The organism is Hymenobacter busanensis (assembly GCF_008727865.1).
In the GTDB taxonomy this organism is placed as follows: domain Bacteria; phylum Bacteroidota; class Bacteroidia; order Cytophagales; family Hymenobacteraceae; genus Solirubrum; species Solirubrum busanense.
The window spans coordinates 690,925-712,130 of record NZ_VTWU01000001.1; the positions used below are offsets into that span (position 1 = coordinate 690,925).

Sequence of the window (21,206 nt, forward strand, 5' to 3'; positions counted from 1 at the left end):
GCTGCCGCACCGCCCGCATGCTTAATTGATTCTGTATGGACCTGCACATGACAGATCTGGAGCGGGACATCATCCGCGAAATACTCAACATCGGCCTGGCAAGGGCTGCCGACTCGTTTGCGGCCATTGCCCAGGAAAAGGTGTTGTTGGAAGTACCCAGCCTCGAGCTGGTGCGCGGCCGTGATATTCTGGAAATGGTGCGCAAGTACCAAGCCGAGCACGTTGCCATTCAGTCCGATATCAAAGGCGACTTCAACGGCACGACCCTGATGTTTTTCTCGGGCCAGCACGTCCAGCGCCTGGCGCGGGTGTGCTTGCGCCAAACGGTGGACGAAACCATCGTGCTTAACGAGATGCAGGAATCGTTGCTGCTGGAAATCAGCAACATCATTACGGGGGCTTTGGTCACGCAATTGGCCAATATCCTGAAAGCCAAAATCTACGGTGCGCCGCCCGTGGCCCCCAAAGGCGACATTGCCAACGCCCTCGACAATCTGCTGCTGAATCACCCGCTGATGCAGCCGCTGATATTCTCGGTGATTACGCAGTTCTCCGATCAAAACAGCAACGTGGAACTCCCGCTGATGCTCTTCTTCGACCGCGAAACCTTCGTGAAAATCCTGGCTATCATTCGCACCTACGACCTCTCGGGCGGCAAGTAAGCCTCCTGTCCCGAATCGGTGAGACCGAAGGCTTGCAGTGGGTCTTCCGTCTCACCGATTTCTTTTTTGCTTTGTTCGTACCGTTCCCGGGCGCTTCAGCGCCTTTCTCACCCTAGACCTTGTCCGCTATGCACGACCCAACGGTTCTGGCCCTTCAGCAAAAAATAGCCTCTTTCGACCCCAACGCCGTGGGCGACACGTCCGGCGGTTTGTTCGGCTTGCCATTCACGCCCGAAGAGGCGCAGGTGGTGGTGGTGCCCGTGCCGTGGGAAGTCACCGTGTCGTACCGCGCCGGCACGGCCCAGGGCCCGGCGGCCATTCACGAAGCCTCGGCGCAGGTAGACCTCTACGACCCGGACCTGCCCGACGCCTGGAAGCTGGGCTTGGCCATGGAAGATGTGGACACCGAATGGGAAGCCGAAAGCTCGCGCCTGCGCAAGCTGGCCGAACAGTACATCGGCTGGCTGGAAGACGGCAAGCCGAGCAAAGGTGCCGCCAACCTGCAAACGGTGCCGGCCAAAGTCACCGAGAGCGGCAAAGCCTTGCTCGAGTGGCTGAAGCAGAAAACCGGCGCGTACCTGGATGCCGGCAAAGGCGTGGTGCTGCTCGGCGGCGACCATAGCACCCCGCTGGGCTACATGCACGCGCTGGCCGAGCGCCACGAGGAGTTTGGCATCCTGCAGATTGACGCCCACTGCGACTTGCGCATCGCCTACGAAGGGTTCGAGTACTCGCACGCGTCCATCATGTACAACGCCCTGCAACTGCCGCAGGTGAAGAAGCTCGTACAGGTAGGCATTCGCGACTTGTGCCAGCAAGAAGCTGATTTGATTGCCCAATCGGGCGGGCGCGTGGTGATGTTCCACCACCGCTTCCTGCGGGAAGAGCAGTTTGCCAAGAAGTCGTGGAAGAAAGTGTGCGGCAAAATCATTGCCCAGCTGCCCCAGAAGGTGTATCTGAGCTTCGACATCGACGGCCTCGACCCCAAGCTGTGCCCCGGCACCGGCACGCCCGTGCCCGGCGGACTGGAGTTTGAGGAAGCTCTATACCTGATTCGGGCCGTGGTGCGCTCGGGCCGCCAGATCATTGGCTGCGACCTGAACGAAGTGGCCCCCGGCGACACCGACTGGAATGGCAACGTGGGCGCCCGCCTGCTCTACCAAATGGCCAACTGGATGGCCGTATCGCAGGGCCGGCTGAAGGCCACCGGCATGGAAACGGAGTAGAAAACGCGGTTGCGGCTGGTATGCTGCAGCCATGTATTCCAGATTTCGTATAGTTGCCCGGCGAGTTTGCGCGACGCAAGCCGCCGGGCTTCTTGTTTTCCTTCACTTCCATTCCTTCCTCGGGTTCTATGGGCTTCCTCCTGAAATTTCTGCTCACAGCCGTCATTACCTACTTGCTGGGCAAGTACCTGCCTGGCGCCCATTTGGCAGGTTTCACCGATGCCATTTTGCTGGTTATCGTGCTGGCCGTGCTGAACGCCGTGCTCAAACCCATCCTCAAAATCATCGGCTTTCCTATCACCATCCTCACGCTGGGCTTGTTCCTGCTCGTCATTAACGCCGCCATCGTGGGGCTGGCAGCCTACATCCTGCCCGGTTTCAAACTCGATGGGTTTGTGGCGGCGCTGTTGTTCAGCATCGTGCTGTCCATCGTCACGGCCATCATCGACTTGGTTATCGACTAACCCTAACAGTTTGCAAACCCGAAGGCCCGGTTCCTGCAGGAACCGGGCCTTCGGGTTTTAGGAGACAAGTTGCCTACGCCGCCAACGCAGCAGCAGCAGCCAGTAGGCCCCGCCTCCTGGTAGCTACACGTGCGCGTTGCGCAGCTGCCACCGGCGGCGCCACCAAAAAACCACGGGTGCCAGCAGGACCAGAGGCCACCCGTAGGCCAGTACCAAGGCCAACCGCAAAAGCACCGACCAGCCTTGCTGAAAAGCCGCCGTAAACTCCGGCGCAACGTCGCGGGTGGGCGATGGTGCCGGCAGCACCTGGTGGTAGCGCAACGTGAGGCTGGCCCAAGCACTTTCTTCGCCCAACTCCTTCAACCGCGCCCGCACGGCCGCTATTTCGCCATTCAATTGCTGGTTCTGCGTCTGAAGCCGCTGGGTTTTGGCCGCATTCTTCGCGTGGGTTAGTTCCTGTTGATTACGCGCCACGGCTTGCTGCTTCACGTCGATAATGACGGCCGCGTTTAGCATGTCAGCCGTTACATCGGCCGAGGCTACGTCCTTGGTTTCGACCTGCCCAAACTGGCTTAACTCGGCCAGAAACGCCAGGTAGTTGGCGGGCGGCACCTTAATGGTCATTTCCTGCTGGTGTTGGCCGTTGGCGCGGCTTTCGTGGGCCGTGCCCAGTACCGCCCGGTGCCGGCGAATCAGCTCGGTGACGCGCTGCGTGGTCTGGTCAAAATCATCAACCATCAGGCTCATCTGGCCGCGGTACACAATGTTGCGAGCTAATTCCGGCGTGGGCAGGGCCACTACAGAACCCGGGTTGTCGGCAAGCGCAGCCGAAGGAATAGCAGCGGCTGAAGAGGTAGCGGGTGATGCTTGAGTGGCTACTTGCGGGCTTTCCGCAGCATCGGCCACTTGGGTTTCACTTGGGGCTTGTCCGCAGGCGGCCAGGCCCAGTCCGAGAAGGACGGGATACAACAGACGTTTCATCGGAAAGGGGAGTGGGGAGAAAGATGAAAGCTGCGCAGCCTTTCTCTTTATCCAAACGCCCGCGGCGGGTAACCCACGAACCGGCAGCAAACAAAAAAGCCCCGCCGGAGGGGCAGGGCTTTTTGCACGGAACTGCAGGAACTACTCCACGCGCTTTATCTGTGCGCCGAGGGCCTGCAGGCGGCCTTCGATGTTCTGATAGCCGCGGTCAATCTGCTCGATGTTGAGAATTTTGCTTTTGCCCTCAGCCGACAGGGCCGCAATCAGCAAGGCCACTCCGGCCCGAATGTCGGGCGAGGTCATGGTGATGCCGCGCAGCGAGCGACGCTTGTCGAGGCCGATGACGATGGCGCGGTGTGGGTCGCAGAGGGTAATCTGCGCGCCCATGTCGATCAGCTTGTCGACAAAGAACAGGCGCGACTCGAACATCTTCTGGTGAATGAGCACCGTGCCTTTGGCCTGGGTAGCCACCACCAGCGCAATGCTCAGCAAGTCGGGCGTGAAACCGGGCCAGGTGTGGTCCGACACCGTCAGGATGGAGCCGTCGAGGTAGGTGGCAATTTCGTACTGGTCCTGCGCCGGCACAAAAATATCGTCGCCACGGAATTCCAGCTTGATGCCCAGCTTGCGGAAGGTGTCGGGAATGAGGCCCAGCTCCGGAATCTGGCAGTCCTTGATGGTAATTTCCGAACCCGTCATGGCCGCGAGGCCGATGAAGGAGCCGATTTCAATCATGTCGGGCAGCATGCGGTGCTCGGTGCCGCCGAGCGAGTCCACGCCTTCGATGACAAGCAAATTGGAGCCGATGCCCTGGATGTTGGCACCCATGCGCACCAGCATTTTGCAGAGCTGCTGCAGGTACGGTTCGCAGGCCGCGTTGTAAATCGACGTCGTGCCTTCGGCCAGCACCGCGCCCATCAGAATGTTGGCCGTGCCGGTTACGGAGGCTTCGTCGAGCAGCATGTAGGCGCCGCGCAGCTTGCCCTGCACCGACATCTTGTAGAAATCGGGGCCTTCCACTTTCAGGTCGCAGCCGAGCTTTTGCAGGCCCCAAAAGTGCGTATCGAGCGGCCGGCGGCCAATTTTGTCGCCGCCCGGCTTGGGCAGCTGGCACTTGCCGAAGCGGCCGAGCATGGGACCCAGAATCATCACCGAGCCGCGCAGCTCGCGGGCCTGTTTGATGAACTCCTCGGTGTCGAGGTACTCGAGGTTTACGGCATCGGCCTGGAAGCGGTAGGTATCGGCCGAAAGGCGCTCCACTTTTACGCCCATGCTACCCAGCAGCTCGATGAGCTTGTTGACGTCGCGGATGTCGGGGATGTTGCTGATCGTGACCGGCTCGGCGGTGAGCAGAACGGCACAAAGGATTTGCAGGGCCTCGTTTTTGGCTCCTTGCGGCACAATCTCGCCGCGCAGCGGTTTCCCGCCGATTACTTCAAATGCTGCAGCCATGCTTACTTATTGCGGCGCTTGTTGCTGTTCACGTCCTCCCTTTTTGCCCCGCCGCTTGTCGCGGCCGCGGTCGTTCTTGCCGCCACCGCCTCCGCGACGTTGTTCCCGGTCGCCGCGCGGCTGCGGCACCACAAAGGCGCCTTGCCGGCTACCGCCCCCGCCGCCTTGGCTGGCCGAGCCGGTCATGGTGTCGAACCCGCCGGCCGCATCGACCTGCGCTTGGTCCAGCGCGATTTTACCGCCCGACAGGTCTTTCAGGTGCTTGATGATGGTCAGATCCTTCGGCACGTCCTTGCTGTGCATACGGTGCAGGAACTTCATCACCCGCCCGATGGTAAGCGCTGCTTGCTCCCGCTCGGTGGCATCCTCCATGGCGGTGGCTTTGGCTACCATTTCCTCCACGTTTTTGCCGTAGGGGCGTAGCTTGGGGCCTTTCACCGGGTAGCCGATGGGCGTGGGCTTGTTGTTGAACTGCTCCAGGCCGGTAAGCGGAAAAGGCGCGTCCACTTCCAGCTTGTTGCCGGTCATGGCGTAGAGGTGGTTCCAGAGCTTGTGCTGGTAGTCCTGTTGCTCGCGCACACCGGGGTTCAGGCGGAACATGAGCTGTACCACCTGGGTGGCGCGCTTGGTGCGCTCGGCGCGGTCTTCCACCGTCAGCAGCATCTGGGCCAGCTGGAAGGTGTTTTGCCCGTACTCCCGAACCAACAGTTCGAGTTGCGGGGAAAGGGTTTCGGTCATTGTCAGAGAGAAAATAGCTCCGGCGGCGGGTGGAATCAACCTACGGGATAGGCGGGAGGCCAGCCGAAGAACCGAGCGGAAAACGGCTCGGCTATTTGCAGGGCTAAATATACGGCAGTTGGCCGGGTTCGATTGGAAAGAGGTAGCGCTAACTTTCCGTTCGCGCATTGGTGCAGCCGTCCGCACGAGCGTCGTTCAACCGTACGCGCACTGAAAGTTAGCTTCGTTGCTCTGCGATGCGCGCTACCCGCGGGCTACAATATTCGCAGCTTGGCGAAGCTCAGCAGCAGTGTCTTTTCGCCCACTTCGTCAAACTGAATGACGGCCTTGGTCTGCCCGGCCTGGGTTTCCATTTTGGTTACCGTGCCGTAGCCGAACTTGGGGTGCTCGACCTTGTTGCCGGCGGCCAGGTTGGTGGTATCGGAGGGCTTGAAATCGGCCGAAGGCACGTAAGCTTTGGCGACGGTCAGGCGGGGCTTCTGCACGGCCACCAAGTTGGAGCGGCGCTCCAAAACCGGCGCAAACGGGCTTTCTTCGGTGCCGTACTTGAAGTCGACGTACGTGGGGTCGATTTCGTCGATAAAGCGGCTTTTCTCGCAACTGCGCAGGTTGCCCCACTGGTAGCGCGAGGTAGCGTAGCTGAGCGTGAGCTTCTTCTCGGCCCGCGTAATGGCCACGTAGAACAGGCGGCGCTCCTCTTCCAAATCGGCCCGCGAGGTAATCATCATTTGGGAAGGGAAGAGGTTTTCTTCCATGCCCACGATGTACACGTTGCGGAACTCCAGGCCCTTGGCCGAGTGAATGGTCATCATCGTCACCGAGTCGCCCTCGTCCTTGGCGTCTTTCAGGTCGGTGTCGGTAACCAGGGCAATGTCTTGCAGGAAGGCGGCCAGCGACTTGTCCTCGCGCTCGGGGTCTTCCACGAAGGCCTTCACGCCGTTCAGCAGTTCCTGGATGTTCTCGTAGCGCGAGAGGCCCTCGATGCTCTTGTCGGCGTAGAGGTCCTCGATCATGCCCGAGTTCTTGGCAATGAACTTGGCCGCTTCGAAGGCGTCGTCCTTGGTCGCTACCACGGCGTAGCTCTTGATCTGGTCGCCGAACTGCTGCACGGCCCCGGCAATGCGGGCGGGCAGAAACTGCTGGGCGTTGCACACCACATCGTAGAGCGTCTCGTTCATCTCGTCGGCCGTCGTGATGATTTTGGCCACCGTGGTGTCGCCGATGCCGCGCTTGGGGTAGTTGATGACGCGCCGCAGGGCTTGCTCGTCGTTGGGGTTTACCGTCAGGCGCAGGTAGGCCACCAAATCCTTGATTTCCTTGCGCTGGTAGAACGACAGGCCCCCGACGATTTTGTACTTGATGTTGAGCTTGCGCAGGGCTTCTTCCATCGCGCGGCTTTGCGCGTTGGTGCGGTACAGGATGGCAAAGTCTTCGTAGGACAGATGGTGGTTCATCTTGTCCTCGTAGATGCTGTTGGCCACTAGCTTGCCTTCCTCGTTGTCCGACGCGGCGCGAATCACCTCAATCTTGGTGCCTTCCTCGTTGTCGGAAAATACGCTTTTGCGCAGCTGGGCCTGGTTGTTCTTGATGACTGAGTTGGCCGCCTTCACGATGTTCTTCGTGCTGCGGTAGTTCTGCTCCAGCTTGAAGATGGCCAGCTCGGGGTAGTCCTTCTCGAAGTTGAGAATGTTCTGGATGTCGGCGCCGCGGAAGGCGTAGATGCTTTGCGCGTCGTCGCCCACCACGCAAATGTTGCGGTTTTTGGCCGCCAACTTTCGCGTAATCAGGTACTGCGAGTAGTTGGTGTCCTGATACTCGTCCACCATCACGTGGTGGAAGATGTTCTGGTACTTGTTGAGCACGTCCACGTGGTCCTTGAAGAGCACGTTGGTTTGGTACAACAAATCGTCGAAGTCCATGGCGCCGGCCTTGAAGCAGCGCTGCTGGTACTGCTGGTAGAGCACCCCAATCTTGGGGCGCAGCGCCGCCTCGTCGTCCTGCCGAATGACGGGGTCCTGCAAGTACTGCTCCACCGAAATCAGTTTGTTTTTGGCGGCCGAAATGCGGCTGAGCACCGTGCTGGGCTTGTAGAGCTTGTCGTCGAGGTCCAGCTCCTTCACAATCTGGGTGATGAGCGTCTTGGTGTCCTGCGTATCGTAGATGGTGAAGTGGCGCGGGTAGCCAATCTTGTCGGCCTCCGAGCGCAGAATGCGGGCGAAAATCGAGTGAAAAGTGCCCATCCAGAGGTTCTTGGCCTCGGGGCCCACCACCTTCTCAATACGAGCACGCATTTCGCGGGCGGCTTTGTTGGTAAACGTCAGGGCCAGTATGTTGAACGGGTCGACGCCCTGTTCCAGTAGGTGAGCAATGCGGTAGGTGAGTACCCGCGTTTTGCCCGAGCCTGCGCCCGCAATAATCATGGCCGGGCCCTCGGTGTGCAACACCGCGCCGCGCTGCGACTCGTTCAGTAGGTTGATATAATCCAGTGCCATTCGGTCTCCTTGAAGCTAGCTCTGCGGCTAAACAACAAAGGTAGGGCGAAAGGTGCGGGGGAAGAAGTACCGCGGCGGCTAATCTGGTTAGTCGGCGGGCTTCTTTGCCACGGGCACCAAACCTCGACTATTTCATCAGGTTTCGGTTCAGGCGCAGGCTTAGTTTCAAAGAGTCTTGGCGCCAGCGCCCCAATAGGCGCAAGGAGTCGGGCTGAACGGCATGGTATACCCAGCGGCGCGGCTCCGCGAAGTCATTGGATTCATTGCGGGCTACCATCAGGAGGGCTTCGTCGGGTCGGGCCGAATCCAGCTCGGTCACAAACCGGTCGCGGCGCGCGGCGTTGCGCAGCACGGCTTGGGCGGCCTGAAAATATGCTCGAGTAGGATAAGCCGAGTCGGCAGGCGCGAGGGGTTGCCAGCGGCCATCGGTCCAACGGGCGGCCTGGATGGTTTCCCAAACGCCCGTGTAGGGAAAAACGGACTTCTGCGAGGCAGCGTATTCGCGGATACCTTGCAGATCCTGAGCAGTTAAACCAATTACTCCCAACGTCAGCAGCACCCCCAAGCCGCGGTATAGCACGCGGCCGCGCTTGCCGAAGCGGGCGGCCGTAGCTGGCAAGGTGCGCAGGGCAGTCGGGCGGTGCGCCACAAAAAACTGCCACATCCGGTCTGCGTCCTGGCTAAGCAGCAGCAGCGCGAAGAACAAGTAACTGCCGGAGCCAATTTTGACGCATACATCGAAGAAGATGTTGACCAGGAACACGTTTAGCATGACCACCGCCGCTATGAACGCGCCCAGTGTTCGGGTACGCCGAAACAGCAGCAGCACGCCTGGCAGCACCTCGCCCCAACCCAGGAATTGTTGATACGCCGCCGAATACCCAAAAAACTGCCAAGCTACACGCATGGGCGTGAGTTCGGCCGGCGGCGTGTCTAGGTTTGCCCACAAGCGCGGAAACTGCGTGCCCAACACCTTTACAAACCCGTATTTCAGCAGCGTAAGGCTCAGAAAGAGGGCCACGACATCGAGCACCACATCCGGCACTACCCAACGCTGCCTGCGCACTACCTGGCCCGCCACCAGCGCAACCCCCGTTACTAAACCCCAGATGATTCCTACTCGCACGGCTGCCCATTCGGCTGGAGTATCACCGCAACTAGACCGCACAGCTTCCGCCGGAGCCACGATGCCGTTGGCTACGGCCAATTCGTAGAGAAAGGGGCTCAGCATCAGCCCCAATGCAACACCAGCGGCGATGGTGTTAAGCAAATGCCACACGGACACGGTGGTAAAAGCAGGAGTAACGCCAGCAGTCATATAGTTTCAGGTCAGGCCAAGCTCAACAATAAATGTATAAGTAATTGCCTATGTTGAAAGTGTTAAAGTCTGCGCCCGGCAACGTGGGCAACGAACTTCGCACAACAAGCTTCTGTTTCACCCCGAACCCCGACGCCGTATCTTTGCGGTCCGCTTTTCGGAACCCATCATGATTGTCATCCAGAATACCATTGTTTCCGACGACGTCCGCGACGAGTTTTTCGTCTGCAACCTGGAGCGCTGCAAGGGCGCCTGCTGCGTGGAAGGCGACCTGGGCGCGCCGCTCGAAGAAGCCGAGCTGAAGATTTTAGAGCAAGAATACGAGAACATCAAGCCCTTCCTGACCCACGCCGGCCGCCACGCCATCGAGGAGCAAGGCCTTTACGTGAAGGATTGGGAAGACGACTACTCCACCACCACCATCGATAACCGGGAGTGCGCCTACGCCCTTTACGACGAGCGGGGCATACTGAAGTGCGGCATCGAGCAGGCTTATCTGGCCGGGGCCACCACCTTCAAAAAGCCCATCAGCTGCCACCTGTACCCCATTCGCATCAGCAAGTACGACGAGTTCGACGCCCTGAACTACGACCGGTGGGACATTTGCAACCCGGCCTGCGCCTTCGGCGCTTCATTGGGCGTGCCGGTGTATAAGTTTCTGAAGGAACCGCTGATTCGCAAGTACGGCCCGGCGTGGTACGGCGAGCTGGTGCATGAAATCGAGAACCCCAAGCCCGCCACGGAAGCGTAAATGAAAGCCGGCTCACCAGCCGGCTTTTTTTGTGGACTCTGGCGCTGCCTTTTTTGGCTCGGTTGGATTCTGGAACTGGTTGGTAGAGTGCAGAAGCCTGTTCATCGACTAAGCAGCAGAAAATGCTTTTGCTGTGGTAAGTTCTGCCTGTCAACGTTTCCCCCCGTTTTCCCATGAAAGCACATTTTCTCCCCGTTGTACTGTTGTTCGGTGCCCTATTGGTTGGTTCCGGGCAGTCCAGCTATGCCCAAACCGACGCCGACACCAAGCACCAAGCCGTGGTGGCCATTTACCCGTTAATGCTGCAGGCGGTGCAAGACCGCAACCTGGGTAACGCCCGCACTCTGTGCATGCAGGCCATTGGCTACGAGCCGCGCGACCCCACGCACCGCTACAACCTGGCCTGTATCGAGTCGTTGGCCGGCAATGCCACTGCGGCCTTTGCGGCCCTCAACCAAGCTACCGCCTTGGGCTATGCCGATGCCCGTAGTCTGCAAACCGACGCCGACCTAGCGGCCGTACGCCCCGACGCCCGATTTGCGGGAATCGTGCAGGCGGCCACGCGCAACGCGGGCGGCGCAGCAACCGCAGCACGTCCGGCTGCTGCGCCGGCTGGGGCATCCACCATTCGGCCGGTAGGGGCCCGCCCGGCAGCGGCTGCGGCAGTCAAACCGCCAGCGTCCCCAGCGGCTCCCAAGTCCGCCGCACTAGGCGCCGCCACGCCTCCCGTGCCGGCCAAAATGATGGGTAACAAACCCGTGGGTCTGTTCTTCATGACTCGGTACTGGATTGCCACCGGCTCCCTGGAAAAGCGCGTGTGGTACTTCGCCCCCGATGGGCGCGTGTACTGGGACCCTACCGGCTTCTCGGCGGCTGAGCTAGCAGCGCACCGCGGCACCAAAGGCACCTATCAGGTCAGCGGCAACCAGATGACCATCAAGTGGTCGGACGGCACGACCACCAAGGGCGAGGTAGAAGCCCAGGCCCGTTCGTTTGGGTGGGATATGGGCCTGTTTTCGGCGGTGAAGCCCTTCACCAGCGCCAACCAGTTGGTCGGCAGCTACGAGGGCGGCGAGTCGGTGAGCAGCGGTAGTGGCTCCATCATTACCTCCAACACCATTCGGCTGAACGCCGACGGCACGTTCTCGCGCGACGGGGTAGCCTCTGTCAAAAGCGTGTCGAGCGAATCCACGGTATCGGGTGGGTCGCAGAGCAAAAACGCCGGCCGCTGGCAGTGGCAGGGCTACTACCTCACCCTCACCGACGGCACCGGCAAAACCACCCGCGGCATCACGTTTCCCTTCGACGACGAGAAAACCAAAGTGTTTCCCGACCGGCTGTACTTCAACGGAACCATGTTCAAGCGGCAGTAAACCGTGGGTGGCGAAACCGCAGGGAGTGTAGAACCGCTGTAACTTGCGGGTATGAAGCACGCTGTATTGACTTGGGCCGTATGCCTGCTGCTGGTAGTTTCGGCCCAAGCCCAGTCGCCCGACGCCGTAGCCAAGCACCAGGCCGTCATTGCCACTTACCCCAACCTGATGCAGGCGCTCCGCTCCGGCGACTACCGGAAGGCGCGCGCGTTGTGTCAGCAGGTCATTGGCTACGAGCCGCGCGACCCGATGCACCGTTACAACCTAGCCTGCATCGAGTCGTTGGCTGGCAACGTCACTGCTGGTTTGGCCGCGCTACAGCAAGCCAATGCGCTGGGCTACGCCGACGTGAACGGCCTGCGCACGGACCCCGATTTGGCGTTGCTTCGTGCCGACAAGCGTTTCGACAGTGTATTGCAGGGCACCACCCGCAATGCGCTTCGCGCTCCGGTGCGCAAGGCATCGACCCCATTGACCCAAGTCCCTAAAGCCCAATCCCCAACCCCGCAGCCGGCAAAAAAACAGTAGGGGGTGGCCGGCGAGAACCACAGGTTACAACTATAAATAACAACGCCCGGCAGAATCCGGCCGGGCGTTGTTGCACTCCAGTAAATCGATTTCTACAGCGTCGAGAAGTCAAATGACTCCAGAAACTTCGTGGTGAAGTTGCCGGCTTTGAAGTCCTCGTTGTCCATCAGCTTCAGGTGGAAGGGAATCGTGGTTTTTACGCCTTCTACCACAAATTCCGACAAGGCGCGCTTCATCTTCACCACGCATTCCTCACGGGTCTGGGCCACGGTGATGAGCTTGGCAATCATCGAGTCGTAGTTCGACGGGATGGTGTAGCCAGCATACACGTGGGTATCCACGCGCACGCCGTGGCCCCCGGGAATGTGCAGCACGGTAATTTTGCCGGGAGAGGGGCGGAAGTCGCGTTGCGGGTCCTCGGCGTTGATGCGGCACTCCATAGCGTGCATCGTGGGCGTGTAGTTTTTGCCCGAAATGGCAATGCCCGCGGCCACCTTAATCTGCTCCTTGATGAGGTCGTAGTTGATGACTTCCTCCGTCACGGGGTGCTCCACCTGAATGCGGGTGTTCATCTCCATGAAGTAGAAGTCACGGTTCTTGTCGACCAGGAACTCGATGGTGCCCACGCCCTCGTAGCTGATGGCGGCAGCACCGGCCACGGCGGCCTTGCCCATCTTCTCGCGCAGCTCCGGCGTCATAAACGGCGACGGGGCTTCTTCCACCAGCTTCTGGTGGCGGCGCTGAATCGAGCAGTCGCGCTCCGACAGGTGGCAAACGGTGCCGAACTGGTCGCCTACAATCTGGATTTCGATGTGGCGGGGCTCCTCCACAAACTTCTCCAGGTACACGCCGTCGTTGCCGAACGCGGCTTTGGCTTCGGTGCGGGCGTCGTTCCAGGCCTTTTCGAACTCATCCTCGGCCCGAATGATGCGCATGCCGCGCCCGCCGCCGCCGGCCGTAGCCTTCAGAATAACGGGGTACTTCATCTTGGCGGCCACCTTGATACCTTCCTGCATCGACGAGAGCAGGCCCTCGGAACCGGGTATGGTGGGCACGCCGGCCTTTTTCATAGTCGCCTTGGCCGAAGCCTTGTCGCCCATGCCGTTGATCATTTCGGGCGAAGCGCCGATGAACTTAATGCCGTTTTCGCGGCAGATGCGCGAGAATTCCGCGTTTTCGCTCAGGAATCCGTAACCAGGGTGAATGGCGTCGGCGTTGGTGATTTCCGCGGCGGCAATCAGGTTCGGAATGTTCAGGTACGAGTCGCGCGAGGCCGGCGGGCCGATGCACACGGCCTCGTCGGCGAAACGTACGTGCAGGCTTTCCTTGTCGGCGGTGGAGTACACGGCCACCGTCTTGATGCCCATTTCGCGGCAGGTACGAATCACGCGGAGCGCAATTTCGCCGCGGTTGGCAATGAGTATTTTCTTGAACATGGTGTGGCTGGGGAAAGGATATCAAGAACCGCCCAAAAGCAGCTGTCATCCTGAGCAACGCGAAAGACCTTCCCCGCTTGGTTACTCGCAGGCGAGTTGTTCACGCGGGAGAAGGTCCTTCGCGTTGCTCAGGATGACAGAAACCACTGTTTCGGCAAGTTTCCGAACAATTACATCGGCTCGATGAGGAACAGCGGCTGGTCGTACTCCACGGGGGAGGCGTTTTCCACCAGCACCTTCACCACGCGGCCGTTCTGCTCCGACTCGATTTCGTTGAAGAGCTTCATGGCTTCGATGATGCAAATCACCTGGCCTTTCTCCACCACGTCGCCCACGCTCACGAAGGGCGGGTTGTCGGGGCTGCCCGAGCGGTAGAATGTACCGATCATCGGCGCCTTGATGGCTTCGGTATTGCTGCTGGCAGCGGCGGGAGCCGCGGCCGGGGCGGCAGCGGGTGCGGCGGCCGGAGCAGCAGCTTGCGGAGCCGGGGAGGCCGCCGCTGCCGGTGCCGGAGCGTGGTGTACGGGCGCGGCGTGGCTCATCACCTGCTTGGTGTTGGGCTCGCGCTGTACCGAAATCTTAAATTCTTCGGTCTCGATGTTGACCTTGTTCAGACCAGACTTGGCAATGAAGTCGATCAGTTCCTGCAGTTCTTTGGCTTTCATGGCGGCGGGGCTAGGCTTCTGCGGCAGCTTATTTGACTCTTTCGACATAGGAGTAGTCGCGGGTGTCCACGCGAATTTTCTGGTCTTGGTCGATGAACAGGGGCACCTGAATGCGGGCGCCGGTTTCTACGGTGGCGGGCTTCAGGGTGTTGGTGGCCGTGTCGCCGCGCAGGCCCGGCTCGGTGTAGGTCACCACCAGTTCCACAAACGATGGCAGTTCGGCCGTGAGGGGCTGCTCGGTTTCGGCGTGGAACAGGATGGTTACTTCCTGGCCTTCCTTCATCAAGTCGGCAAAGGGCACCATGGCTTCGGGCAACACCACTTGTTCAAACGAGGCGTTGTCCATGAAGGTGTAGCCGTAGTCGTCTTTGAACAGGTACTGGTGGGGGCGCTGCTCTACGCGGGCCGTTTCCACTTTCACCCCGGCGTTAAAGGTGTTGTCGAGAACCTTGCCGGTTTTGATGTTGCGCAGCTTGGTGCGCACGAAGGCGGGGCCTTTGCCCGGCTTCACGTGTTGGAATTCGGTGATGACGTGCAACTCGCCGTTGTAGTTGAGCACGAGACCGTTGCGAAAATCCGCGGTGGTGGCCATGTTGGTTGATTTAAGCTGTTGGCTAATAGCTGTTGGCTAATAGCTATGGGGAAAACGATCTGGAATTCGGAAGGAAAAAGCTAATAGCCATCAACGAACAGCTACGAGCGAAACAAAACGTGCCGACCCGGTACTTGGCGGGGCGGCACGTCGGGGGTGCAAGTATAGGAGTTTCCCGCGTCTGGGCCGCCGTGCTTAGGCGTTTTGCGGGCCAGGTTTCGGGTCGTAGGCCCACTTCACGTAGAGCGCACCCCACGTAAAGCCGCCGCCGAAAGCCGCCACAATCAGGTCGTCGCCTTTGCGCAGCCGGCTCTCGTAGTCGGAGAGACACAGCGGAATGGTGGCGTTGGTGGTGTTGCCGTACTTGTGGATGTTCAGCATCACTTTTTCGGGTCCGATACCCACGCGGTTGGCGGTAGCATCGATGATGCGCTTGTTGGCTTGGTGCGGCACCAACCATTTGATGGTGTCGGGCGTAAGGTTGTTGCGCTCGGCCACAGTACCAGCTACGTCGGCCATGCCTTTCACGGCGAACTTGTAGACCGTCGCGCCTTCCTGGTACACAAAATGCTCCCGGTTGGTCACCGTTTCGATGGACGGCGGGCGGCGCGAACCGCCGGCTTTCTGGAACAGGTAGTTCTCACCAATGCCATCGGCGCGCAGCTCTTGGTCGAGGATGCCGTAGCCGTCGGTGCTCGGCTCCAGCATAACGGCGCCGGCGCCATCGCCGAACAGGATGCAGGTCGTGCGGTCGGTGTAGTCGGTAATGGCCGACATTTTATCGGCCCCCACCACGATTACCTTTTTGTAGAGGCCCGCGCGGATGAAGGAAGCCCCGGTGGCCAGCGCAAACAGGAAGCCCGAACACGCAGCCGAAATATCGTAGCTGAAGGCGTTTTTGATGCCCACGCCCTCCGAAATGATGTTGGCTGTGGCCGGGAAGACCATGTCCGGGGTGGTGGTGGCGCAAATCAGCAGCTGCACTTCCTCGGGGCGGGTGCCGGTTTTGTCCAGCAACTGCTGCACGGCCTTGATGGCCATTACCGAGGTGCCCTGGTTTTCACCCTTCAGAATGCGCCGTTCCTTGATGCCGGTGCGGGACTGAATCCACTCGTCGTTGGTTTCCACCAAACGTTCGAGTTCTTCGTTCGTGAGCACGTAGTCGGGTACGTAGGCGCCTACGCCGGTAATGGCAGCGGTCAGCTTCATGCTGGAAGGTAAAAGCGGCAAAAGGAAAGGAAAAGGTGGCGCAAGGTAGCAAAAAGCCCGGCCCGCCGGGGCCGGACTTTGCCCAATGCTTGGGGTAGGTTAGGACTTGAACGTGTCCTTGATCTGGTCGGCAATGCCGGCGTGGGCCATCTGGTAGCCCTGAATCAGCATGTTGCAGATGGCCAGCGGCGTGCTCACGCCGTGGCCGATGATGGCGTTGTCGTTGATGCCCAGAATGGGCGAACCGCCGACCGATTCGTAGTTGAACCGGTCGAAGAAGGGGTCGTGCATGTTGCGGGCGTCGAGCAAATCGTAGATGCTCTCGGCCAGCTTCAGAATCACGTTGCCGGTGTAGCCGTCGCACACAATAACGTCGGCCTTGTCGTTGAACAGGTCGCGACCTTCGATGTTGCCGATAAAGTCGATGTGCGGATTCACCTTCAGCAGCTGATGGGCGGCTTGCAGCAGGGGCGTACCCTTGCCTTCTTCCTCGCCCATGTTCATCAGGCCCACTTTCGGCCGCTCGATGCCCAGCACGTACTGCGCGTACAACGAGCCCAACTCGCCGAACTGCTCCAGCATTTCGGGCTTGCACTCAGCGTTGGCGCCGGCGTCGAGCATGATGCCGTAGCCACCGTGCAGCTTGGGAACGAAGTTGGCAATGGCCGGGCGAATAACCCCGGATACGGGCTTCACCGAGAACATGGCGCCCACGAGCATGGCGCCCGTGTTGCCGGCCGAGCAGAAGGCCTCGACCTCGCCCGCATGCAGCATGCGGTAGCCCACCGCAATGCTCGAATCCTGCTTCTGCTGGTAGGCTTTGGCGGGATGCTCGCCCATCTCAATGATTTGCGAGGCGGCAATGAGTTCAAGCGAAGCAGCGGCGTCGCCGTGGGCCTGCAGAAGGGGCCGCACGGCATCTTCCTGGCCGATGAGCACGATCTGGGCTTTGCCGGCCAGCTTTTCAGCGGCCAGCACGGCACCATCCACGGCAGCTTGGGGGGCAAAGTCGCCTCCCATGGCGTCGAGGGCTATTTTCATGTAAGCGGTGTTCGGGGGAGGGCAGATAGGAAAAAACCGGCGGCCGGGCTGCGGCCGCCGGTCTAGTCGGGGCGGGTCAGGCTATTCTTCGTCGGTAGAAGGAGCGGCCGCGGCTACGGGAGCGTAGTCTTTGATGGCCACTTTGCCGTTGAGGTACAGGTCGCCGTCTACCACGTAAGCGCGGTGACGCAGGTGGGTCTCGCCGGTGGTCTGGCAGGTCGACACAGCCTTCGGGTCGAGCTTGTAGTGGGTGCGGCGCTTGTCGCGGCGGGTGGAGGAAATGCGGCTCTTAGGATGTGCCATGAGTGAAAAACAGGTTGGAAAGCGAAGGAAAAGATTTTCGGCAGAAAAAGCGAAGCGTAGCCGCGCTTAGTTGAGGTTGCGCAGGGCATTCCAGCGCGGGTCGCTGGTATCCTCATCGTCGTCCTCGTCGTCGGTGGCCGTGCCCGAGGAGTAAATGAGCTTGACCTCAGAATCGGGGTTGTCGTCTTCCTCATTCTGGAAGCGCGGGTGCAGCTTCTTCATGGGCAAGGCCAGACCGATGTAGTCGAACAAGTGCTGGGCCAGCGGCAGAACCTGCGTGTCGGGCGTGATTTGCAGCACGTCGTCGTCCAGCTCCTCGGTGTGGTCGCCGTAGCGCACCAGCAACTGGTGCTGCACGTCGATGGGCTGGTCGAACTCGTCGAGGCTCCGGTCGCAAATCAGCTGCACGGTACCGTGAATGTGGATGTCGAGCACCATGCGGCGGTCGTTTTTGTCCAGCTTCACGTCGGCCAGCAGCTTGCCGTCCGGAATCAGGGTCTGGTCGAACTGCTCGAAGAAGGCCTTGTCGAGGTCGAAACCGAAGTCGTGCGTTTTCTCGCTCAGGCTGGCAATCGGCAGATCGTAGCGAAGGTCCTTTTTCACGGGTTGGGGCAAATGCAGGGGGCAAAAGTAGGAAGATTTCCGCGTTTTGCGCAGCGCCTGCGGGTTTGGGATGAGCGGGTTATGCTGTTTTGAGGATGAATTCGGGGCTGATGCCGAGCCGCTCGTAGAGCTTCTTGGCTAGGTCCAGCGTCACGCGACGCTTGCCGCTGAGAATCTGGGAAAGGCGCCCGGCCGGCACTTCCAGCAGCTGCGCTAGGTCCTTTTGCTTGAGGCGCATCTGCTGCCGTTTCAGCTCAATCATGTCGGCCAGGGTGGTCGGCAGATTGGGAATGGGCAGCAAACCCAGCTTGTCCTCGTAGGTGTCAATGGCTACAATCAGCTCCCGAAACTCGGCTTCCAGCTCCGGGTTGCCTTCGAAACCGGCCGCTACCAACGCATCGAGGCGACGCAGGGCTGCTCTGTAATCGGCGGGTTCTTGGAGAGTCATGAAAGCGAGTTAGAAGCTGAGCAGAAGGCCGACCATAGTGGTCGAACTACGCTAAGCGGCTGCAAAGATGGGGTGCGAATTCTGAAAGCACAAACAAAGTTTCGATTTTGAAAAGATTGTTTCGTTCGCAGCAAAAAGCCCGGCACTGTTTTTTACACCAGTGCCGGGCTCGGAGAGGAAACCACAAACTATTTGGCAGCGGCGGCCGTGCGGTTTTTGATCAGGTCGCAGGCCAGGTAGAGGGCCTCGCGGAACGAGGTGGGGTCGGCGGCGAACTTGCCGGCCAGGCCGTAGGCGGTGCCGTGGTCGGGTGAGGTGCGAACGACGGGCAGACCGGCCGTGTAGTTCACGCCGCGCTCGAAGGCGAGGGTTTTGAACGGAATCAGGCCCTGGTCGTGGTAGAGGGCCAGGGTAGCGTCGAACTGCTGGTACTGCCGGGTGCCGAAGAAGCCGTCGGCGGGGTAGGGGCCGTACACGAGGTGGCCTTCGTTGAGAAACTGCTGGATGACGGGCTGCACCAAATCCTGCTCTTCGCGCCCCAGCAGGCCGTTTTCGCCGGCGTGCGGGTTCAGGCCCAGCACGGCCACGCGCGGCTTGGCAATGCCGAAATCGTGACGCAGGGAGTGCAGCAGCATGCGCAGCTTGCCGCTGAGCACTTCGGGCGTGAGGCGAGCGGGCACATCCTTTAGGGCAATATGGCCGGTGGCGGTGGCCACGCGCAACTCGTCGGCCACCAGCAGCATCAGGCTGTCGTTGTGCGGGCTGAAGTGGTGAGCCAGAAACTCGGTGTGGCCGGGAAAATTGAATCCTTCGCCCTGGGTGTTGTCTTTGCTGATGGGCGCGGTAACGAGGCCGTCAAGCAGCCCGGCTTTCATGTCGCGCACGGCAGCCAGCAACGAGAGGCGGGCGGCGCGGCCCGAAGCTTCGGAAGGCTGGCCGGGGGTGAGGGTGAAGTCTTCCTCGTCCCAGCAGGTCACGGCATTGATTTTCCCTTCGACGATGTCGGCGGCTTCGCGCACCTGGCGAAAAGCCATGGGCGTGTGCTGCTTGTCCTGCGGAAAGTCGTCGAACAGCGTGGCAGCGGTGCCGTAGACGACCGGCGTGCAGAAGCGCAGCATGCGTGCATCCTGTAGGGTACGGTAAATGATTTCGGGGCCGATGCCGGCCAGGTCGCCGGTGGTTATGGCTATGCGGGGGAGCATGAGAAGGGGTGGGGGCTTGAGGCGAGCTTGAAGCAGCCAATTAGCTGTTAGCAGATGAACATGGTCGTCATGCTGAGCATGGCGAAGCATCTCTACCGCTTCGTTGAATAGTATCAGGCGAAGCGGTAGAGATGCTTCGACTCCGCTCAGCATGACGGTCTGATATAACCTGACTACGCGCGGCTGGTCAGGAATGTGTAGAGCAGCCGCACGGCGGAGCCGGTGCCGCCTTTGCCGCGGTAGTTGTCGGGGGCGGTGAGGAAGGCCGGGGCAGCAATGTCGAGGTGAATCCACGGGTAGCCTTCGGTGAAGCGTTCCAGGAATTTGCCGGCCGAAATGGCGCCGGCTTCGGCTTTGCCCAGGTTGTTGATGTCGGCAATGTCGCTCTTGATGTGCTCGGCGTACTCGTCCCAGAGCGGAAACTCCACCACGCGCTCGTGGGTGCGGCGGCCGGCGCGGGCCAGCTGCTGCATCACCTCCTCGTCGGCGGTGCCCATGGCTACGATGCCTTCTTTGCCAATGGCGCGGGCGGCCGAGCCGGTGAGCGTGGCGGCGTCGATGACGAGTTCAGGCTGGTATTTCTTGGCGAAGCTCAGCGCATCGGCCAGAATCAGGCGGCCTTCGGCGTCGGTATTGAGCACTTCCACCGTCAGGCCCGAATGCATGGTAATCACGTCGCCGGGGGCCAGGGCGTTGCCGCCGGGGCGGTTGTCGGTGGCGGGCACCAGGGCAATGACGTGCAGCGGCACCTGGTTTTTGGCTAAGGCGTACATCACGCCCGTCATGGCAGCGGCGCCGGCCATGTCGCACTTCATCATGTCCATGCTCGCGGGCGTGGGCTTCAGGCTCAGGCCGCCGGTGTCGAACACCACACCTTTGCCCACGAGCACCACAGGCTTTGCGTTTTTGGCGCCTTCGGGCTTCCACTCCATAATGGTGAAGGTGGGCGGCTCGGGGCTGCCCAGGTTCACGGCCAGCAGGCCGCCCATGCGCAGCGACTCGATGTGGGTGAAGTCGAGGATTTCGGTGGTGAAGCCGGCCCGCTCGCCCGCAGCGGCCATCTGCTCGGCAAATTCGGTGGCATTGAGCTTGTTCTGCGGCATGTTCACCAAGTCGCGGGCCAGGGCCACGCCTTGCAGCAGGTTGTCGAGCTGCTGCACGTCGGCCTCGGCGGCGCCTACGAGCGTCACCTGCTCCAGCGCCGCCGGTTTCTTCGATTTCTCGTCGGTTTTGTAGCCTTCGAACTGGTACGCCGTCAGGTACAGCCCCTCGGCCAGGGGCAGCGCGGCTTGCTTGTCGGCGGTCAGATCAACGATGTGCAGGGCCTTCACTTTAGCTGCGACTAGCTTGGCGTGCAACTGGTGGCCGCTGCGGCGCAGCTGTTCGGCGGTGAGGTCGGCGGTTTTCTTTTCGTTCACCACCACCACGTAGAGCCGATGCGTGTACAGGTTCACGGCAAACAGCTTGCTTTCGGCGGCCAGTTGCTCGTCGGCGTAGCGCTGGGCCGCCTCGGGCAGCAGCGGCACTTCGGGCGGCAGCGACGTAGTGCCAGCGGGCAGAATCACGACGGTATCGGCGGGGCCCTGGGGCAGCGCGGCGGCGGAAGCAAGGTGGAGTGGCATAGGTGTGGGCTAGGGCTTAGGTGGCGCAAGTTATCCGGTTATGCGCAACTGCGGCGTGCGGGGCAATGTGGCTGCGAAGCGGCGTAGGCTTGACCCGGCG

21 protein-coding genes are annotated in these 21,206 nt (G+C 60.6%); 6 read left to right on the forward strand and 15 right to left on the reverse strand.

Going from position 1 to position 21,206, the window contains the following annotated elements; all coding sequences use genetic code 11:
- The first annotated feature begins 35 nt into the window (after positions 1–35).
- The 3 genes from F0P96_RS02805 (at position 36) to F0P96_RS02815 (ending at position 2,352) form a co-directional block, all read left to right on the forward strand.
- Positions 36–662, forward strand: a complete 627-nt coding sequence (locus F0P96_RS02805; protein WP_235917360.1) for a chemotaxis protein CheC — start codon at positions 36–38, stop codon at positions 660–662.
- 128 nt (positions 663–790) lie between these two features.
- Entirely contained in the window at positions 791–1,888 is a 1,098-nt protein-coding gene (locus tag F0P96_RS02810; protein ID WP_201743881.1) for an agmatinase family protein, read from the forward strand.
- Between the two features lie 128 nt (positions 1,889–2,016).
- A complete protein-coding gene (locus tag F0P96_RS02815) occupies positions 2,017–2,352 on the forward strand; it encodes a phage holin family protein (protein ID WP_151077211.1) in 336 nt (111 codons plus the stop codon).
- Between the two features lie 123 nt (positions 2,353–2,475).
- Here F0P96_RS02815 and F0P96_RS02820 read toward each other — a convergent pair whose 3' ends face one another.
- The 5 genes from F0P96_RS02820 to F0P96_RS02840 form a co-directional block, all read right to left on the reverse strand.
- Complete coding sequence (locus F0P96_RS02820; RefSeq protein WP_151077212.1) at positions 2,476–3,333, reverse strand: DUF4349 domain-containing protein; 858 nt, start codon at positions 3,331–3,333, stop codon at positions 2,476–2,478.
- A gap of 141 nt (positions 3,334–3,474) precedes the next feature.
- Entirely contained in the window at positions 3,475–4,785 is a 1,311-nt protein-coding gene (gene murA, locus F0P96_RS02825) for a UDP-N-acetylglucosamine 1-carboxyvinyltransferase (protein ID WP_151077213.1), read from the reverse strand.
- Between the two features lie 6 nt (positions 4,786–4,791).
- Positions 4,792–5,523, reverse strand: coding sequence for a DUF4290 domain-containing protein (locus F0P96_RS02830; protein WP_160620004.1), 732 nt, complete (start codon positions 5,521–5,523; stop codon positions 4,792–4,794).
- Between the two features lie 254 nt (positions 5,524–5,777).
- Positions 5,778–8,009: an ATP-dependent helicase gene (locus F0P96_RS02835; RefSeq protein ID WP_151077636.1), complete on the reverse strand. Its 2,232-nt coding sequence runs from the start codon at positions 8,007–8,009 to the stop codon at positions 5,778–5,780.
- A gap of 133 nt (positions 8,010–8,142) precedes the next feature.
- The gene (locus F0P96_RS02840) at positions 8,143–9,333 is read right to left on the reverse strand and encodes a hypothetical protein (protein ID WP_151077215.1); all 1,191 of its coding nucleotides are present in this window, start codon (positions 9,331–9,333) and stop codon (positions 8,143–8,145) included.
- 169 nt (positions 9,334–9,502) lie between these two features.
- Here F0P96_RS02840 and F0P96_RS02845 point away from each other — a divergent pair, with 169 nt between their 5' ends.
- From F0P96_RS02845 to F0P96_RS02855, 3 genes are all read left to right on the forward strand, one after another.
- Positions 9,503–10,084, forward strand: a complete 582-nt coding sequence (locus F0P96_RS02845; protein ID WP_151077216.1) for a DUF3109 family protein — start codon at positions 9,503–9,505, stop codon at positions 10,082–10,084.
- 173 nt (positions 10,085–10,257) lie between these two features.
- Positions 10,258–11,457: a TPR end-of-group domain-containing protein gene (locus F0P96_RS02850; RefSeq protein ID WP_151077217.1), complete on the forward strand. Its 1,200-nt coding sequence runs from the start codon at positions 10,258–10,260 to the stop codon at positions 11,455–11,457.
- A gap of 51 nt (positions 11,458–11,508) precedes the next feature.
- The gene (locus F0P96_RS02855; protein WP_151077218.1) at positions 11,509–11,985 is read left to right on the forward strand and encodes a TPR end-of-group domain-containing protein; all 477 of its coding nucleotides are present in this window, start codon (positions 11,509–11,511) and stop codon (positions 11,983–11,985) included.
- A 92-nt stretch (positions 11,986–12,077) separates the two neighbouring features.
- Here F0P96_RS02855 and accC read toward each other — a convergent pair whose 3' ends face one another.
- The 10 genes from accC to F0P96_RS02905 all read right to left on the reverse strand — a co-directional run bounded on the left by accC (position 12,078) and on the right by F0P96_RS02905 (position 21,106).
- On the reverse strand, positions 12,078–13,421 hold the full coding sequence (gene accC, locus F0P96_RS02860; protein ID WP_151077219.1) for an acetyl-CoA carboxylase biotin carboxylase subunit: 1,344 nt from the start codon (positions 13,419–13,421) through the stop codon (positions 12,078–12,080).
- A 170-nt stretch (positions 13,422–13,591) separates the two neighbouring features.
- Entirely contained in the window at positions 13,592–14,086 is a 495-nt protein-coding gene (accB, locus tag F0P96_RS02865) for an acetyl-CoA carboxylase biotin carboxyl carrier protein (protein ID WP_151077220.1), read from the reverse strand.
- Between the two features lie 28 nt (positions 14,087–14,114).
- A complete protein-coding gene (efp, locus tag F0P96_RS02870; protein ID WP_151077221.1) occupies positions 14,115–14,678 on the reverse strand; it encodes an elongation factor P in 564 nt (187 codons plus the stop codon).
- Between the two features lie 195 nt (positions 14,679–14,873).
- Entirely contained in the window at positions 14,874–15,887 is a 1,014-nt protein-coding gene (locus tag F0P96_RS02875) for a beta-ketoacyl-ACP synthase III (RefSeq protein ID WP_151077222.1), read from the reverse strand.
- A 99-nt stretch (positions 15,888–15,986) separates the two neighbouring features.
- On the reverse strand, positions 15,987–16,928 hold the full coding sequence (gene plsX, locus F0P96_RS02880) for a phosphate acyltransferase PlsX (protein WP_151077223.1): 942 nt from the start codon (positions 16,926–16,928) through the stop codon (positions 15,987–15,989).
- Between the two features lie 81 nt (positions 16,929–17,009).
- Positions 17,010–17,231, reverse strand: a complete 222-nt coding sequence (gene rpmF, locus F0P96_RS02885) for a 50S ribosomal protein L32 (protein ID WP_151077224.1) — start codon at positions 17,229–17,231, stop codon at positions 17,010–17,012.
- A gap of 66 nt (positions 17,232–17,297) precedes the next feature.
- A complete protein-coding gene (locus F0P96_RS02890) occupies positions 17,298–17,834 on the reverse strand; it encodes a YceD family protein (protein ID WP_151077225.1) in 537 nt (178 codons plus the stop codon).
- Positions 17,835–17,913: 79 nt separating this feature from the next.
- Positions 17,914–18,282 carry a helix-turn-helix domain-containing protein gene (locus F0P96_RS02895; protein ID WP_151077226.1) on the reverse strand — a complete coding sequence of 123 codons (369 nt, stop codon included), beginning with the start codon at positions 18,280–18,282 and terminating at the stop codon, positions 17,914–17,916.
- Between the two features lie 188 nt (positions 18,283–18,470).
- Entirely contained in the window at positions 18,471–19,484 is a 1,014-nt protein-coding gene (gene pdxA, locus F0P96_RS02900; RefSeq protein ID WP_151077227.1) for a 4-hydroxythreonine-4-phosphate dehydrogenase PdxA, read from the reverse strand.
- A 173-nt stretch (positions 19,485–19,657) separates the two neighbouring features.
- Entirely contained in the window at positions 19,658–21,106 is a 1,449-nt protein-coding gene (locus F0P96_RS02905) for a leucyl aminopeptidase family protein (protein ID WP_151077228.1), read from the reverse strand.
- Between the last annotated feature and the right edge of the window lie 100 nt (positions 21,107–21,206).